Annotated in this window: 14 protein-coding genes and 1 pseudogene; 3 read left to right on the top strand and 12 right to left on the bottom strand. The window is 74.1% G+C overall.

The window, feature by feature from the left end:
* The 4 genes and pseudogenes from ACWD4U_RS27585 to rimP all read right to left on the bottom strand — a co-directional run.
* Positions 1-829 (bottom strand): annotated as a pseudogene (locus ACWD4U_RS27585) (translation initiation factor IF-2 N-terminal domain-containing protein); the annotation flags it as partial.
* A 187-nt stretch (positions 830-1,016) separates the two neighbouring features.
* Positions 1,017-1,319, bottom strand: a complete 303-nt coding sequence (locus tag ACWD4U_RS27580; RefSeq protein ID WP_363458282.1) for a YlxR family protein — start codon at positions 1,317-1,319, stop codon at positions 1,017-1,019.
* A gap of 70 nt (positions 1,320-1,389) precedes the next feature.
* Positions 1,390-2,391: a transcription termination factor NusA gene (nusA, locus tag ACWD4U_RS27575; RefSeq protein WP_363458199.1), complete on the bottom strand. Its 1,002-nt coding sequence runs from the start codon at positions 2,389-2,391 to the stop codon at positions 1,390-1,392.
* Between the two features lie 2 nt (positions 2,392-2,393).
* Positions 2,394-2,936, bottom strand: coding sequence for a ribosome maturation factor RimP (gene rimP, locus ACWD4U_RS27570; protein WP_363458196.1), 543 nt, complete (start codon positions 2,934-2,936; stop codon positions 2,394-2,396).
* A 240-nt stretch (positions 2,937-3,176) separates the two neighbouring features.
* Here rimP and ACWD4U_RS27565 point away from each other — a divergent pair, with 240 nt between their 5' ends.
* From ACWD4U_RS27565 to ACWD4U_RS27555, 3 genes are all read left to right on the top strand, one after another.
* The gene (locus tag ACWD4U_RS27565; RefSeq protein ID WP_363458193.1) at positions 3,177-4,238 is read left to right on the top strand and encodes a ferritin-like domain-containing protein; all 1,062 of its coding nucleotides are present in this window, start codon (positions 3,177-3,179) and stop codon (positions 4,236-4,238) included.
* A 212-nt stretch (positions 4,239-4,450) separates the two neighbouring features.
* Entirely contained in the window at positions 4,451-5,371 is a 921-nt protein-coding gene (locus tag ACWD4U_RS27560) for an aminoglycoside phosphotransferase family protein (RefSeq protein ID WP_363458191.1), read from the top strand.
* Between the two features lie 48 nt (positions 5,372-5,419).
* A complete protein-coding gene (locus ACWD4U_RS27555) occupies positions 5,420-5,974 on the top strand; it encodes a GNAT family N-acetyltransferase (protein WP_363458188.1) in 555 nt (184 codons plus the stop codon).
* A 7-nt stretch (positions 5,975-5,981) separates the two neighbouring features.
* Here the strand turns inward: ACWD4U_RS27555 and ACWD4U_RS27550 are convergent, their stop codons facing one another.
* The 8 genes from ACWD4U_RS27550 to ACWD4U_RS27515 all read right to left on the bottom strand — a co-directional run bounded on the left by ACWD4U_RS27550 (position 5,982) and on the right by ACWD4U_RS27515 (position 16,636).
* Complete coding sequence (locus ACWD4U_RS27550; protein WP_363458279.1) at positions 5,982-6,857, bottom strand: GNAT family N-acetyltransferase; 876 nt, start codon at positions 6,855-6,857, stop codon at positions 5,982-5,984.
* A gap of 84 nt (positions 6,858-6,941) precedes the next feature.
* Positions 6,942-8,102: a flavodoxin-dependent (E)-4-hydroxy-3-methylbut-2-enyl-diphosphate synthase gene (gene ispG / locus ACWD4U_RS27545; protein ID WP_363458185.1), complete on the bottom strand. Its 1,161-nt coding sequence runs from the start codon at positions 8,100-8,102 to the stop codon at positions 6,942-6,944.
* A gap of 119 nt (positions 8,103-8,221) precedes the next feature.
* The gene (locus ACWD4U_RS27540) at positions 8,222-9,529 is read right to left on the bottom strand and encodes a M50 family metallopeptidase (RefSeq protein ID WP_363458182.1); all 1,308 of its coding nucleotides are present in this window, start codon (positions 9,527-9,529) and stop codon (positions 8,222-8,224) included.
* A 19-nt stretch (positions 9,530-9,548) separates the two neighbouring features.
* On the bottom strand, positions 9,549-10,778 hold the full coding sequence (gene dxr / locus ACWD4U_RS27535; protein WP_363458180.1) for a 1-deoxy-D-xylulose-5-phosphate reductoisomerase: 1,230 nt from the start codon (positions 10,776-10,778) through the stop codon (positions 9,549-9,551).
* A gap of 30 nt (positions 10,779-10,808) precedes the next feature.
* Positions 10,809-11,216, bottom strand: a complete 408-nt coding sequence (locus tag ACWD4U_RS27530) for a hypothetical protein (RefSeq protein ID WP_363458177.1) — start codon at positions 11,214-11,216, stop codon at positions 10,809-10,811.
* A 115-nt stretch (positions 11,217-11,331) separates the two neighbouring features.
* The gene (locus tag ACWD4U_RS27525) at positions 11,332-12,774 is read right to left on the bottom strand and encodes an aldehyde dehydrogenase family protein (RefSeq protein ID WP_363458175.1); all 1,443 of its coding nucleotides are present in this window, start codon (positions 12,772-12,774) and stop codon (positions 11,332-11,334) included.
* A gap of 126 nt (positions 12,775-12,900) precedes the next feature.
* Entirely contained in the window at positions 12,901-14,466 is a 1,566-nt protein-coding gene (locus tag ACWD4U_RS27520) for a PucR family transcriptional regulator (protein ID WP_363458173.1), read from the bottom strand.
* 157 nt (positions 14,467-14,623) lie between these two features.
* On the bottom strand, positions 14,624-16,636 hold the full coding sequence (locus tag ACWD4U_RS27515) for a type IV secretory system conjugative DNA transfer family protein (protein ID WP_363458170.1): 2,013 nt from the start codon (positions 16,634-16,636) through the stop codon (positions 14,624-14,626).
* Between the last annotated feature and the right edge of the window lie 210 nt (positions 16,637-16,846).

Genomic DNA, 16,846 nt, shown 5'->3' with positions numbered 1-16,846 from the left:
GGGCGCCGCCACCGGGACGGGGACCGCGCTCACCGGCCGGGGCACCGCCCGGACGGGGACCACGCTCGCCACCCGGAGCACCACCCGGACGCGGAGCACCGGGACGCGGGGCGCCGCCACCGGGACGGGGACCGCGCTCACCGGCCGGGGCACCGCCCGGACGGGGACCACGCTCGCCACCCGGAGCACCACCCGGACGCGGACCGCGCTCGCCGGCCGGAGCACCGGCCGGACGCGGAGCGCCCGGACGGGCCATGCCGGAGGCACCGCTGGAGGTGAAGGGGTTGTTGCCCGGACGCGGGCCGGCCGGACGCGGGCCCGGACGGGCCGCGGGGTTGGCCGGGGCCGGCCGCTGGGCGGCCGCCGGACGCGCCGGGGCCTCGCCGGCCGGAGCCGGGGAGGAGAACTCGGCCGCCGGGGCGGGGGCCGCCGCCGGAGCCGGGGTGGCCGGACGCGGACCCGGGGTGGGCGCGCCGGGCCGCGGCGCGGCACCGCCGCCCGCGGGGCCTGCGGCCGGAGTCGGACGGGGGCCCGGCGTCACACTCGGACGCGGGCCGGGGGAGGGCGCACCCGGCTTGGGTGCGGCCGCACCGGCGCTGCCGCCGGACGGCTGGGGCGCCGCGGGCTTCCGCGGGCCAGGCTTCGCGGAGGACCCACCGCCGGACGGCGGGGTCGCTCCCAAAGCGTCAGTCAACTTGCGCACGACCGGCGCCTCGATCGTCGAGGACGCAGACCGCACGAACTCGCCGAGCTCGGTGAGCTTGGCCAGCACGGCCTTGCTCTCCAAGCCAAGCTCCTTGGCGAGTTCGTATACCCGGACCTTAGCCACTTCGCTCCTGTCTATGAGTCCGGGGTGTCGTCCGCCGGACCGTCGCTACTTCATGGGCGTACTCATCGCGTACTCATCGAGTGCTCATCGCAATCTCGACCTACTTCCATCTCGCGAGGTACCTGACTGTGCGCACGGCGGCGCATACCGCTGCCGTGCGCTGGTGCATGTTGCCGGGCGGAGCCCGTCAGGGGGCCGACCGGCCGACGGCCGGAGGCGCCCCCGCCTCGACGTACTCCCGCAGCTCACCGGGCTCGAGCACTCCCTGGACCCGGAGGGCCCTGGGGAACGCCCGGCGGCGTACCGCGAGGTCGAGGCAGTTCGGGTCGGGGTGCAGATACGCGCCTCGTCCCGGCAGTGTGCCGCGGGGGTCGGGGACGCATTCGCCCTCACCCGCCACGACACGCAGCAGCTCGTGCTTGGCCGCCCGCTTGCGGCAGCCCACGCAGGTGCGTTCAGGGCGTGCGCGGACATGCGTCCGGCCAGACACGTTCAAGTCTACCCCTCCGAAGGGCCTCGCTGCCGCCGAGTAGATCTCCGGAGGCTCATGACAACGCTTGCTACTGGGGCGTCGATTCCCCGGCCGGGGCCTCGGTGTCCGGACGGATGTCGATCCGCCATCCGGTGAGCCGGGCGGCCAAGCGGGCGTTCTGGCCCTCCTTGCCGATGGCCAGCGACAACTGGTAGTCCGGCACGATCACCCGGGCGGAGCGCTGCGCGCGGTCCACGATCTCCACCTTCGTCACCCGCGCGGGGGACAGGGCGGCGGCGACCATCTCGGCCGGGTCCTCCGACCAGTCGACGATGTCGATCTTCTCGCCGTGCAGCTCGGCCATCACCGACCGCACCCGCATGCCGTTCGGGCCGATGCAGGCGCCCTTGGCGTTCAGGCCCGACTTGCGCGACCATACCGCGATCTTGGTGCGGTGGCCGGCCTCACGGGCGATCGCGGCGATCTCCACCGAGCCGTCCGCGATCTCCGGGACCTCCAGCGCGAACAGCCGCTTCACCAGGTTCGGGTGGGTCCGCGACAGCGTCACCGACGGGCCGCGCACACCGCGGCGCACGCCCACCACGTAGCACTTCAGGCGGGTGCCGTGCCGGTAGTCCTCGCCCGGGACCTGCTCCTGCGGGGGCAGGATGGCCTCCAGCTTGCCGATGTCGACCAGCACGCTCTTCGGGTCGTTGCCCTGCTGGACGACACCGGTGACGATGTCGCCCTCCTTGCCGGCGTACTCACCGAAGGTCTGGTCGTCCGCGGCGTCCCGCAGCCGCTGCAGGATGACCTGCTTGGCGGTGGACGCGGCGATCCGGCCGAAGCCGCTCGGGGTGTCGTCGAACTCCTTCGGCTCGACGCCCTCCTCCAGCTCCGACGCGTCCTCCAGGGCCCACACCGTCACGTGGCCGGTCTTGCGGTTCAGCTCCACCCGCGCCCGGCGGCGCGAGCCCTCGGTGCGGTGGTACGCGATGAGGAGGGCCGACTCGATCGACTCGACCAGCAGGTCGAACGGTACGCCCTTCTCGGTGACCAGCCCGCGCAGGGCACTCATGTCGATGTCCACGATTACGCCTCCTCTTCCTCGTCGTCCGTGTCCGCGATGTCAGCGGCGGCGTCGAGCAGTTCCTCGTCCTTGCGGTTGAACTCGACCTGCACCCGGGCCCGCGCGATCTCCGCGAACTCCAGTCGGCGCTCCTTGGGGCGGCCGCGCCCCTTGACCGGCTGCACCTCGACCAGCGCGCCGTCCTCGTCGCTCTCCAGCACCCGCGCGGTCAGTTCCGCGCCGTCCGCCAGCTTGATCGCCGCCAGTCGCCCGGTGGCGCGCCGCCAGTGCCGCGGCTCGGTCAGCGGGCGCTCGGCGCCCGGCGAGCCGACCTCCAGCAGGTAGGGCGCGTCACCCATCAGGTTGGATTCGTCGAGTGCCTGGCTGACCAGCCGGGAGAACTCGGCGATCGCGTCCAGGTCGACACCGCCGTCGGCGTCCACGTCGATCTGCACCTGGCGGCGGCTGCCGGCCTGGGCGATCACGACCTCCTCGAGGTCCAGCCCGGCTTCGGCGGCCAGCGGCTCCAACAATGCGCGCAGCCGGTCGGTGGGGGTGGTGCTCATCCGGGTGACTCCTCGGCCGCGTCTGCTGTTGTCAGGAGGTGCTAACTCATCGCGAAGCCTATCCGGTCAACCCCCGAACCCACGATTCCGACCCGAGCGCCGCCACGCCCCCGGCACCCCGCTGCGAGCAACGTCACAGCCGCCGGATAGCGTCCGAGATCCCTCCGGAGCCCACCGGCGTCCGGTAAAGATTCTCCCGACGGGAGCGGTACCGGCTCCCACGACCACGTTGGAGCGCTGATGCCCTCGCCCACCCGGCGGACCTTCCTGGCCCTCGGGGCGTTCACCGGCCTCCAACTGGTCTGCGGCTGCACCGACGACCACCAGGGCACCGCGCAGCAGCGCGCCGAGGACGCCGACCGCCCGCTGAGACTGCGTCAACTCGCCGCCACCGACGCCCTGCTGGCGGGTTACGACAGCCTCCTGGCCACCTCCCCCGCCAACGCCGACCGGCTGACCGACCTGCGCGAGGACGTGGCCCAGCACCGCACCGCCCTCGCGCAGTCGCTGCCGGCCTCCTCGGGCTCCCCGTCCGCCTCGGTCTCCGGCTCCGGTTCCGCCTCGGCGTCCGCGGGCGCGATCCGCAGCGTCGCCGAGCTGGCGGCGGCCGAACGGCAGACCGTGGGCATCCGACTCGGCGACCTCGCCGCGGCCTCCCCCGCGCTCGCCAAGGTGCTCGCCGCCGTCGCCGCGTCCGGCGCCGCCCACGCGGCCACCCTCGGCGACACCACCCCCATCACCCTCCCCACCGGCGCCTCCGCCTCCCCGTCGGCGTCCGTCTCCGCCTCCGCTGCCACCTCCGCCTCCGCTGCTGCGGGGACCGAGAGTGCCAAGCCCAGCGCGATGCCCACGGGCGACGCCGACGCCCTGCAGGCCGTGCTGGCCGCGGAGCACGCCGCCGTCTACGGCTACGGCGTGGTCGGCGCCTTCCTCCCGACCGGACCCCAGCGCGAGGACGGCCGCACCGCGTACACCGCGCACCAGGCCCGCCGCGACGCCTGGCAGCGCCTGCTCGCCACCTCCGGTGTCTCCCCCACCGCCGCCGCCCCCGGCTACCGCCTCCCCTTCGCCGTGAAGGACGCCGCGACCGCCGGCCAGCTCGCCGCCTACCTCGAGGTCCAACTCACCGCCGCCTACGCCGACCTCGCCGCCGCCGGCCCCACCCTCCGCATGGACGGCGCCACCGCCCTCCGCGAGTGCGCCCTCCGCGCCACCCACTGGGGCGCAGACCTCCCCGCCCTCCCCGGCCTCACCCCCACCGAACCCACCCCCACCGCCTCCGGCGCCGCCCCCAGCCTCTAGGCAAGCCGTCCAGTTGCACTATCCAGGGGCCCGGGGAACGGCGGGAGTGCGTGGCGGCGAGGGTTCCAGGGCGCTGCAAGGTCTCGGCGCATAGAGGTCTCCAAGACGTACAGCCGCCCTAAGACCACCAGACACTCGCCTCGCAGTTCCCCGAGCCCCTGGATAGTGCAAGTTCCCCGAGCTCATGAGGTTTATGACCCACAATGAGCAGCATGTCCGCACAGCCCACCCCGTTCCCCGTGCCCGAGCGTCTCGTGGAGGCCGTCCGTCTCGAACAGGACCCGGCCGCGGCCGGGTGGCTGGCCGCGTTGCCCGGTGGCTTCGCCGATCGACTGGCGGCGTGGGGGCTGGTGTTGGAGCGGGTCGCGGAGCCCGGTGGGCGGGGGAGCCTGGTGGGGTACGTGCACCGGGAGGACGATCTGGCGCCGGCGGTGCTGAAGGCCGTCCGGCCCGCGCCCGAGCGCTCGCAGGAGGCCGCGGCACTGCGGCAGTGGGCGGGTCGCGGGGCGGCACTGCTGCTGGACGAGGACCACGCGGCGGGCATGCTCCTGCTGGAGCGCCTGCACGGCGACATCCCGTTGCGCTCGCTCGCCGAGGCGAAGGCGATGCTGGAGGCGACCAGCCTGCTGCAGCGGCTCTGGGTGGAGCCGGCCCCGGGCCACGCGTTCGCCTCGCTCGCCGACCGGGCCGCCGCAGCGGCCTCGCGGATCGCCGAACACCGCGCGCTGCCGGGCGCGGTGGACGCGGCGCCGCTGGTCGACGAGGCCTTGGAGGCGCTCGCGCTGGCGTCGGACGGCGGGGGGTGGCTGCTGCACGGGGACTTCCACCACGGGCGGGTGCTGGCCGCCGACCGGGCGCCCTGGCTGGCCGTCAGTCCCCGTCCGCTGGTGGGTGATCGGGCCTACGACCTGGCCCGGCTGGTGCTGGACCGGTTGGACACCCTGGCCGCCTCGCCGGGGCCGCGCGGGGCGGCCAGGCGTCGGCTGCAGCAGCTGTCCGAGGCGGTGGACCTGCCCGCCGACCGGGTCCGGGCCTGGACCCTGCTGCGGGCGGTGGACACCGCGCTGGCGGCGCTGGCGGCGGGGGACGACGCGACCGCCGAGCTCCATCTGGAGTTCGCGGCCTGGCTGTGAAGCCGGGGCACGGCGCTGCGCGCCGCCGCAAGTAGTAACGTCCCGGTCATGGAGCAGCTCACCGAGGTGACGATCGAGGCCATCGACCTGGCGGCGTGGGCGCCGGCCGTGCTGGAGGTCCAGGCGGTCGCCTTCGGGCTGCTGCCCGAGGAGGTCGCGGTGCGGCTGCCGATCGTCGGCCGGCACGCGCTGCAGCCGGGGGTGATCGCGCTGGGCGCGATGGCCGACGGCGAACTGGTCGGCTTCGGCTACGGGATGCCCAACCAGCGCGAGCACTGGTGGTCGACGGTGATCGAGCCGTACCTGGCGGCGCGCGGCCACGAGCACTGGCTGGACGGGGTGTTCGCCATCACCGAGCTGCACGTGCTGCCGCGCTACCAGGGCCACGGGGTGGGCACCCGGCTGATCCGCACCCTGTGCGAGCGCTCCGGGCGGGACCGTTCCATCCTTTCCGCGATCGACGCGGAGACCCCGGCCCGCCGGCTGTACCGCGCGCTCGGCTACCAGGACCTGGCGCGCGCGGTGCGCTTCCCGAACACGCTGCGCCCGTACGCGGTGATGGGCGCGCACCTGCCGCTGCGCGACCCCGCGGCGCGGGGCTGACCGGCCGTCAGAACAGCACGCTCATGAACGCGCCGACCTCGCGGAAGCCGACCCGGCGGTAGGCGGCGCGGGCGCGGATGTTGAAGTCGTTGACGTAGAGCGAGACCACGGGGGCGACCTCGGCGAGCGCGGTGTTGACCACGGCGGCCATGCCGGTCTCGGACAGGCCGCGGCCGCGGTGCTCGGGGGCGACCCAGACGCCCTGGATCTGGCAGGCCCCGGCGGTGACGGCGCCGATCTCGGCCTTGAAGACCACCTTGCCGTGCTCGTCGAAGCGGGCGAAGGACCGGCCGGTGGAGACCAGTTCGGCGACCCGGGCCTGGTAGAGGAGTCCGCCGTCGCCGGCCAGCGGGGAGATGCCGACCTCCTCGGTGAACATCGCCACGCAGGCGGGCATCAGCGCCTCGATCTCGCCGCGGTGCACCCGGCGCACCAGCGGGTCGGGCCCGACCTCGGTGACGGGGGTGGCGGTGGCCATCAGCGGCTGGTGGCCGCGGACCTCGCGGGCCGGGCCCCAGGCGCGCTCCAGCAGCGCCCACAGGGCGGCGGTGGATTCGGCGGGGCCGACGATGGAGGAGCAGCGGCGGCCCTGGCGGCGGGCGCGTTCGGCGAAGGCGCGGACGGCCTCCGGTCCGGCGTTGACCGGGACCAGGTTGGCGCCGGCGTAGCAGAGCGCGTCGAGCCGGCCGTCCGCGTCGTGCCAGCCCCACATCTCGCCGCCGAGCCGCCACGGGTCGAGGCCGACGGCTTCGACCCGGGTGGCGACGAAGGCGTTGGCGACCGGGTCGCGGTGCAGGATCTCCAGCGCCTCGTCCAGGTCCGGGGCCTCCAGCACGCGCGTGGCGGCCAGCGCCCGGGCGACCTGGAACGGGCCGGGCAGCATCACACCTCGGTCGAGCACGTCGGCACCTCTCAACGGTTGCGGGGCCGCCCGCTGTGGGCGGCCCCGCCGGGGGACTTCAGGCCGTCACTCGGCGGCCACGACGACGGGGGCGCCGGACTCGACACCCTCCTCCTGCATCTGCTCGGCCAGCTTGAGGGCCTCCTCGATCAGGGTCTCGACGATCTTCGACTCGGGCACGGTCTTGATCACCTCGCCCTTCACGAAGATCTGGCCCTTGCCGTTGCCGGAGGCGACGCCGAGGTCGGCCTCGCGGGCCTCGCCCGGGCCGTTGACGACGCAGCCCATGACGGCGACCCGAAGCGGCACCTCCATGCCCTCCAGGCCGGCGGTGACCTCCTCGGCGAGCTTGTAGACGTCCACCTGGGCGCGGCCGCAGGACGGGCAGGAGACGATCTCCAGGCCGCGCTGGCGCAGGCCGAGCGACTCCAGGATCTGGTTGCCGACCTTGATCTCCTCGGCGGGCGGGGCGGAGAGCGAGACCCGGATGGTGTCGCCGATGCCCTCGGCGAGCAGCGCGCCGAACGCCACCGCGGACTTGATGGTGCCCTGGAACGCGGGGCCGGCCTCGGTGACGCCGAGGTGCAGCGGGTAGTCGCAGGCGGCGGCGAGCTGGCGGTAGGCGTTGATCATCACGACCGGGTCGTTGTGCTTGACCGAGATCTTGATGTCACGGAAGTCGTGCTCCTCGAACAGCGAGCACTCCCACAGCGCGGACTCCACCAGCGCCTCGGGGGTGGCCCGGCCGTACTTCTCCAGCAGCCGCTTGTCGAGCGAGCCCGCGTTGACGCCGATCCGGATCGGCACGCCCGCGTCCTTCGCGGCCTTGGCGATCTCGCCGACCTTGTCGTCGAAGGCCTTGATGTTGCCCGGGTTGACGCGCACCGCGGCGCAGCCGGCGTCGATCGCGGCGAACACGTACTTGGGCTGGAAGTGGATGTCGGCGATCACCGGGATCTGCGACTTCCGGGCGATGATCGGCAGCGCGTCGGCGTCGTCCTGCGAGGGCACCGCGACCCGGACGATCTGGCAGCCCGAGGCGGTCAGTTCGGCGATCTGCTGCAGCGTGGCGTTGACGTCCGACGTCAGCGTCGTGGTCATCGACTGCACCGAGACCGGCGCGTCGCCGCCGACCGGCACGTTGCCGACCATGATCTGACGCGAGTGGCGGCGCTGGGCGAGCGGCTTGAGCGGCAGGGACGGGATACCGAGCGAGATCGCGGTCATGTGCGCAGTGATTCCTCTGCAGAGGTTCGATGATCCGGCGCGCGCCGCTACGGCGCGCCCGGCGTCCAACGGTACGGCACGGCCGGGTGGCGGAGCACACCCGGCCGCGGGTGGCGCGGCTAGTTCAGGCGCACCGGGTTGACGATGTCCGCGGCCATCACCAGGGCGGTGAAGCAGACGAAGACGCCGGCGACGACGTAGGCCAGCGGCATGAGGCGGGCCACGTCGAACGGGCCGGGGTCGGGGCGGCGCAGCAGGCGGGCGACGCCGCGGCGCAGCGACTCCCAGAGGGCGCCGGCGATGTGGCCGCCGTCCAGCGGGAGCAGCGGCAGCATGTTGAACAGGAAGAGCATCAGGTTGATGCCGGCCAGCAGCTGGACGAAGAAGGCGAGTTGCTGGGTGGCGGGCAGGTCCATGGAGAAGACGTCGCCGCCGAGCCGGGCCGCGCCGACCATGCCGATCGGGGAGTCGGTGTCGCGGGGGGTGCCGTCGACGACGGCGTGCCACAGGCCGGGGATCTTGCCGGGCAGCTGGGTCAGCGACTGAACGCCGTGCTCCGCCATGGTGGTCATCTGGCGGGCGCTCTCGGTCAGCGACAGGTGCTGCACGCCGACCGCCGGGGTGATGCCGAGGAAGCCCGCGGTGACGGTCTGGCCCTTGATCGCCGTGCCGTCGCTCTTCATCGCCGGGAGCGTGTTGGTCTTGATGTCGGCGGGGAGGGTCGCCTCGGTGCCGTCCTTGTGGCGGACCTGGACGTCCACGTGCTTGCCGGCGGAGTCCCGGATCAGGCCCTGCAGCTGCGGGTAGTCGTGGATCGGCACCCCGCCGAAGCTGAGCACCGTGTCGCCGGCCTTGAAGCCGGCCAGGTTGGCCGGGGACTTCTCGGCGTCGGGCTTGCAGCCGTCCGCGGCCTGGCTGACCGGGACCACGCACTCGCTGACCGACTCCACGGTGGGCACCGCGGTCCGCAGGCCGATGCCCATGAACAGGGCGAGGAACAGCGCGACCGAGAGCACCAGGTTCATGAACGGCCCGGCGAACATCACGATGACGCGCTTCCACGGCTTGCGGGTGTAGAACAGCCGGTCCTCGTCGCCGGGCAGGATCTCCTCGTAGGAGGCCGAGCGGGCGTCCTCGATCATGGTCCGCCAGGGCGAGCTGGAGCGCTTGGTTATCCGGCCGTCCGCGCCGGGCGGGAACATGCCGATCATCCGGATGTAGCCGCCGAACGGGATCGCCTTCAGGCCGTACTCGGTCTCGCCGCGCCTGGTCGACCACAGCGTCCGGCCGAAGCCGACCATGTACTGCGGTACCCGGATGCCGAAGAGCTTCGCGGTGGACAGGTGGCCGAGCTCGTGCCAGGCGATCGAGAAGAGGAGCCCGACCACGAAGATCAGGACGCCCAGCACCCACATCAGCTTGTCCACCGCGTCGCCTCCGTCGTACCTAACCTGCCGCCAGTTCCCGGGCCCGGGCGCGGGCCCAGCGCTCCGCCTGGAGTACGTCCTCCACCGTGAGCGAAGTTCCCGCCTGCGGGGCGCCGTGTTCGGCGACCACCTTCGCCACAGTGTCCACGATTCCGGTGAAGGGAAGCGCGCCGTTCAGGAAAGCGTCCACACATTCCTCGTTGGCGGCGTTGAACACCGCCGGGGCGGTCCCGCCGAGCGTACCGACCTCGCGGGCGAGGTCGACCGCGGGGAAGGCCTCGTTGTCGAGCGGGAAGAACTCCCAGGTCGCGGCCTTGGTCCAGTCGCAGCCGGGGGCGGCGTCGGGCACCCGGTCCGGCCAGCCGAGGCCGAGCGCGATCGGCATCCGCATGTCCGGCGGGCTCGCCTGGGCCAGCGTGGAGCCGTCCGTGAACTCCACCATCGAATGAACGACCGACTGCGGATGGACCACCACCTCGATGCGGTCGAAGGGGACGTCGTACAGCAGGTGCGCCTCGATCACCTCCAGGCCCTTGTTGACCAGGGTGGCCGAGTTGATCGTGACGACCGGGCCCATCGCCCAGGTCGGGTGGTTGAGCGCGTCGGCGGGGGTGACCTGCGCCAGCTGCTCGCGGGTGCGGGTGCGGAACGGGCCGCCGCTGGCGGTGACCACCAGCTTGCGGACCTCGGCGCGGGTGCCGCCGGCCAGCGCCTGGAACAGCGCGGCGTGCTCGGAGTCCACCGGCACGATCTGGCCGGGCTGGGCGACCGCCTTCACCAGCGGGCCGCCGACGATCAGCGACTCCTTGTTGGCGAGCACCAGGACCCGGCCGGCGCGCAGCGCGGCCAGCGTCGGCGCCAGGCCGATCGAACCGGTGATGCCGTTCAGCACCGAGTGGCAGGGCAGGCCGGCCAGCTCGGTCGCCGCGTCCGGGCCGGCCAGGACCTCCGGCAGCGCCGCGCCGGCCGCCCGGGCCGCCAGGGCGTCGCGCAGCGGCCGCACGGCCGCCGGGTCGGCCACCGCCACGGTGTGCACGCCCAGCGTCAGGGCCTGCTCGGCGAGCAGCTCGACCCGCCCGCCGGCCGCCGAGAGGGCGACCACCTTGAACCGGTCGGGGTTGCGCAGCACCACGTCGATGGCCTGGGTGCCGATCGAGCCGGTCGAGCCGAGGATGACCAACTCCCGGGGCCCGTCCGGGTCGGCGACGGTCGGGGTGAAGCGCAGCTGCGGGTGGGCGAGCGAGTTCATGCCCCCATTGTGTCGTGCGCTACGGCGTGCTCACTTCCAGGCCCAGAGCCGGCCCGCCGCCTTCCCGTCCGCCGCGGTCTCCCACTCGAACACGCCCGCGACGCCGCGCAGGCCCTCGAACTCCGGGGAGTCGCTCTCGTAGACGATCGAGCCGCGGAAGCTGTTGCCGCCGCTCTCGGTGAAGGTGCCGACGGCCAGGCCCTTCCAGCTGGCGTGCGCGCCGCCCGGGCCCATCAGCACGCCGCTCCCGGCGCCCTCCAGGGTGCCGTCGGCGCGTAGTCGCGCGGTGTAGGTGCCCATGTCCTGGACCTGGACGCCCAGCAGGGTGCCGCTCGCCGCGAACGAGGTCTCCACGGTCGGCGGCAGCCCGTGTTCGCCGCCCAGCACCCGCTGACCGGTGATCTGGCCCTGTTCCTCTCCGATGAGGTCGCCCAACATGACGGGGCCTCCCTTCCTTGCCTGTCTCCCGGACTACGCCGGGCCCCCAGGGGTGTCAAGGCAGGGCGACGCCCCGCCGCCGCAGGCACGGTGACGGGGCGTCAGGGTTCGTGTCTCAGAGGTCGAGGCCGGTCAGCACCAGGACCTTCTCGAAGGTGAAGTCCTCCATCGCGTACTTGACGCCCTCGCGGCCGACGCCGGAGTCCTTCACGCCGCCGTACGGCATCTGGTCGGCGCGGTAGGACGGCGCGTCGCCGATCACCACGCCGCCGACCTCCAGCTCCCGGTGGGCGCGGAAGGCGGTCTGCACGTCGTGCGTGAACACGCCCGCCTGCAGGCCGAAGGCGGAGTCGTTGACCGCGGCGAAGGCCTCCTCGGTGGACTCCACGCGGTGCAGCGACAGCACCGGGCCGAACACCTCGGCGGTGGCCAGGATGGCGTCCGCGGGCAGCTCGGCCAGCACGGTCGGCGCGTACGCGGCGCCGTCCCGGGTGCCGCCGGTCAGCACCTTGGCGCCCTTGGCGACGGCGTCCTCCACCCAGGCCTCGACGCGCTTGGCGGCGTTCTCGTCGACCAGCGGGCCGACGTCGGTGGCGTCGTCGTTCGGGTCGCCGGTCACCTGCGCCTGCACCTTGGCGACCACCTTCTCCACCAGCGCGTCGTACACGCTCGCGTCGGCGATCACCCGCTGCACCGAGATGCAGGACTGGCCGCCCTGGTAGTTGGCGAACAGCGCGATCCGGCTCGCCGCCCACTCCAGGTCGGCCTCCGAGCTCCAGTCCGCCAGCACCACGGCCGCGGCGTTGCCGCCGAGCTCAAGGGTGACGTGCTTGCGCGGCACCGAGTCCATGATCTGGTAGCCGACCTTGTCCGAGCCGGTGAACGAGATCACCGGCAGGCGGGTGTCCTGCACCAGCGCCGGCATCTTCGCGTTCTCCACCGGCAGCACGCTCCACGAGCCGGCCGGCAGCTCCGTCTCGGCCAGGATCTCGCCCAGCACCAGGGCGGAGAGCGGGGTGGCCGGGGCGGGCTTGAGGATGATCGGGGCGCCGACCGCGATCGCCGGGGCCACCTTGTGGGCCACCAGGTTCAGCGGGAAGTTGAACGGGGCGATGCCCAGCACCACGCCGCGCGGGAAGCGCCGCACGATCGCGTAGCGGCCGACGCCGCCCGGGTCGGTGTCCAGCCGCAGCGTCTCGCCGTTGGTGCGCCGCGCCTCCTCGGCCGCCCAGCGGAACACCGACACGGCGCGGCCGACCTCGCCGCGCGCCCACTTGATCGGCTTGCCGTTCTCCGCGGTGATCAGCCGGGCGATCTCCTCGGTGCGCTCGGCCAGCCGCTTCGCCACGTGGTCCAGCGCGGTCGCCCGCACGTGCGCCGGGGTCCCCGCCAGCGCCGGGGCCACCGCGGCGGCGGCCGCCACGGCCTCCTCCACCTGCGCGTCGGTCGGCACGCTCACGCTCGCCACCAGGCTGCCGTCGTGCGGGTGACGGACCCCGAACGCCGTCTCGCCGCTCGCCCGCCGCCCGGCCAGCCAGAACTCATGAGTGGTGGTCACGGTCGCACCGGCCCTTCCCTCGGAAGACATCTCGCTCACCCCGCCACGGTAGGGCGGAGGCGGCGGGTTTCCGATTGGCCGCCGGGGACGAAAGAGCGGCCCTGATTACTACGGAACGGCGCGCCCTCAGTCCTCGCCGGCCCGCAGGGCCAGCCACAGCTCCATCCGGACGTCGGTGTCGTCCAGCGAACGGCCGAGCAGTTCCTCCACCCGCCGCATCCGGTAGCGCAGCGTGTGGCGGTGCACGCCGAGGTCCGCGGCGGCGGCGTCCCACTGGCCGTGCCGGGACAGCCAGGCGCGCAGCGAGGCGACCAGGTCGCCGCGGGCGGTCCGGTCGTGCTCGCGCAGCGGGCGCAGCAGGCCCTCGGCGAACGCGGTGACGGCCTCCTCGCCGAGCAGCGGCAGCAGCGACCCGGCGCCGACCTCCTCGTGGTCGACGGTGCGGCGGCCGCCCCGCTGGGCGACGGCGAGGGCGCGCTCGGCCTGCGCGTAGGCGGTGCCGGCGTCCTCCAGTGCGGCGGGGGCGGAGACGCCGAGCGCCAGGCCCTCCTGCTCCTCGACGGCGCCGAGGCAGGCCCGGTGGACCGAGCCGTTGTCGAGCGCGAGCACCATCAGCCGCGGGCCGTGCGGCCCGTCCTCGCGGGCCACCAGCAGCTTCTCGCCGACCTTGCCGCCGGCCTGCTCGGCCCGGTCGCCGAGCTCGCCGAGCGCCTCGGCGGCCTCCGGGCCGGGCGCGGCGGCCGCGACCAGCACCCGTACGGTGCCCTCGGGCAGCCCGCCGAACAGGCCCGCCGCGACCTGCCGCGCGGTGGCGACCTCACCGGACAGCACCATCCGCAGCAGCGCGGCGCCCATCCGCTCCTCGGCCTGCCGCAGCTCGCGCGAGCGCTCCAGGGTGAGGGTGAGCAGCGCGACCGCGGCGTTCAGCACGTACCGCTCGGTCGGGGTGATGCGGTCCTCGGTGCCGACCGCGAGGAAGCCCCGCGGGCGGCGGTCCGCGCCGAGCGACTGGACCACCACGTAGTCCTCGTCGGCGGTGTCGATGGTCCCGGCCCGGCCCTGCAGGGCGGCGCTGGACGGGGCGGGTCTGCGGCGCAGCCGGTCGACCTCCGCGGCCAGCCGGCCGGCCCGGCGGGCCGCCCAGTCGGGGGCGACCGCGGACAGCGCGCCCGAGCCGTCGTACAGCGCGGCCCAGCCGCCGAGCCGGGCGGCGAGCCGGCGCACCACCGCGGTGGTGCCGTCCTTGCCCAGCGCGGCCCGGGTCAGCTCCTCCTGCGCCTCGAAGCTGGTGGTGACCGCCTCGTACTGCTCGGCGGCGAGCGCGGCGGAGACCGCCTTGGAGATGGCGATGAACGGCGTCGCCTCCGGGACCCGCAGCAGCGGCAGGCCGCGCTGCGCGGCGGCGTCCACCAGCGCCTGCGGCACCTCGGTGTGCGAGAGGCCGACGCCCAGGCCCAGGCCGACCACGCCGGCGTCGGCCAGCCGGTGCACGTACGCCTGCAGCTGCGCGGCGCTCCTGCCGAGCTTGATGCCCGTGGTCAGCAGCAGCTCGCCGCCCTCCAGGAAGGGCGTGGGGTCGTCCAGTTCGCTGGTGTGCACCCAGCGGACCTGGCGCTCCAGGTGATCCGCACCGGCCAGCACCGTCAGGTGGAGCGCGGTGTTGCGGGCGACGGAGGCGAGTGTGGGGGGCATGGCACCTTCGATGGTTCGACCTGGCTGCGCCGTTGCGGCCGGGCGAGTGAGGGTTCTCCCCCCATTATGGACGCTCCGGACAACCCGGGACGCCGGAATCCGCCGGTCCGTAGCTTCCGTGACCGAACCATGATCAGCGCATGCCCTACCCGTGAGTTCAGTGCCGCAGGTCCACCAGCAGCGGCGGCACCTGCTCGCCGTCCACCGCGGTCAGCGAGATCACCGCGTGCCCGGACGGCAGCGCGTGCGCCAGGTCCGACGGCGACCAGCGGTGCCGCTCGACGTCCCGGGTGGTCACCGACTCGGTCTGCGCCGTGGTGCCGGACAGCGCCTTGCGGACCAGCCGGCCGGCCCGGCGCAGCGTCCCGCCCGAGGTGTCGGGGGTGTGGGTGACCGCGGTCTCCCGCACCAGGTGGGTCCCCCAGGCCTCGGAGAACAGCCGGCCGTCCCACGGCGCGATGCCCGGGAACGCCATCCGGTTGCCGACCGCGCCGAACAGCGGCGCGCGCAGCGCCTCCGGCAGGTCCGCGAGGGTGCGCAGCACCAGCACCACCCCGGCGTTGGCGCCGCGCAGCCGCTGGATGCCGCGGACCGCCTGGGCGTCCACCGCCGCGGTGGCGTCGTCCAGCACCAGCCCGGCGAACAGCTCGCGCTCCGAACGGTCCGCGGCGGCCTGGGTGAACTGTCCGAGCAGCAGCCGCGACAGTATCCGCGCGGCCTCCGGGTGGCTGCGCTCGGGCAGCTTCACCCGCACCCGCAACGGATGCTCCAACGCCCGCATCGCGAACGCCGGCTTCGCGTTCGGCCCGCCGGAGAACCCCGGCGCCAGCGCCGGACGGTCCAGCAGCGCCAGCCGGTCGGCCAGCAGCGCCCCCGGATCGTCCGCCCGGCCGTGCATCCGCTCACGCTGCTGCAGGTCCGGCTCGAACTCCGGGTACCGCCCCGCCTTCCGCAGCAGCTCCGCCAACTCCGCCCAGCCCTCGGCGTCCCCCGCCAGCAGCCCGCGCAGCTCCCGCACCCCCGGGTAGCGCCCGTACGCCGCCCGGTACGGCCCCACCACCTGCTGCAACGCGGTCCGGGCACTCTCCGCCCGCGGCGCCAGCTCGTCCGGCAGCAGCGCGTCCGCCAGCCGGGCCGCCGCCTCGTCCGGGTTCGGCGCCGCCCCGTACAGGTCCAGCCCGTACGGCGCCGCCGGGTCGCCCGGCGCGATCACCACGTCGTACCACGCGTCCGGCCCGAGGTCCGCGTCGGCCGCGCCCACCACCACCGCGCACGCCGCGCCCGCCAGCGCCTGCAGGCACAGCGCCTCCGCCACCGGCCGGGCCAGCCCCGCCGTCTTCCCGGTCCCGGCCGGCCCGACCGCCAGCAACGAGGTGCCGAGCGTCGCCGGGTCCAGCGCGAACCCCGCGTTCCGGTGCGTCACCGGGTTCTTCACCACGTCCTGCGCCGTCCCGAGCCGCACCTGACGCACCATCAGGTCGTGCCGCACCCCCCGCCCCCCGGGCAGGTCCCGCTGCTCCGAGGGGTGCGCGCACGCCGCCGCCCCCCGCGAGGCCACCTGCGCGGCGAAGTCCTGCCACGCCGCCACGTCCCCGCCGACGCTCCGCCAGGCCTGGTGGATCCGCACGTAGTCCACATCCCCCACCGCCTCCCCCTCCAGCCGCCGCACCACATCCCCGGCCGGCCGCAACTCCGCCCACACATCCACCACCGACACCGCCTCGGGGGTGGGGGGTTCTTCGGTGACGGTGCGAGTGAGCAACGGCATCAGGAAACGCCGGCCGACCTCGCGCCAGCGGCCCATGCGGCCGAAGATCTTGATCACCGCGGCGATGATCAGGACGTTCACCGCGAGCGCCACCAGTATGGTCGGCACGCTCGGCAGAGACCCGAGTCCGAGCATGCCGAGGCCGGAGAGCGCGAGGTTGCGGCCGTAGATGAACACGAGCCAGGCCACCACCAGGTTGAGCCCCGCGCGGAGCAGTAGCGGTCCCGCCCCCGTCTCCGCGTCCGCGTCCGTCTTGGGGTCGTGGGGGACGTGGTGTTGGCGGTAGATGCCGGGTGGGGTTTCGGGGCGGGGGGCGGTGACCCAGGTGGGGAGGTGGAAGGACGGGCGGGGTGGGGGGAGGTGCGGGTGGGTGTGCTGGGTTCGCGCGTCGTTCAGTTCCACTTCGGGCCCCTCCTACGTTGCCGGCGGTGCCCTTACCCGCATCGCCGTCCCACCGACACACCCGGGGGCCAATGTAGTGGAGGGAGCCGGGGCGCGAGCCGATCTTCGGCCACTGGCCGCGTCGGACAATTCGGACGGCCCAGCAGTACCGAGTGGCGCATGCCGGGCCGGAGGGGGCCGCCGTAGCCTGCGGTTACCGCGACGAGAACT

The sequence above is a fragment of the Kitasatospora sp. NPDC002522 genome (assembly GCF_053595195.1).
This window is presented reverse-complemented; position numbering and strand designations above follow the sequence as displayed.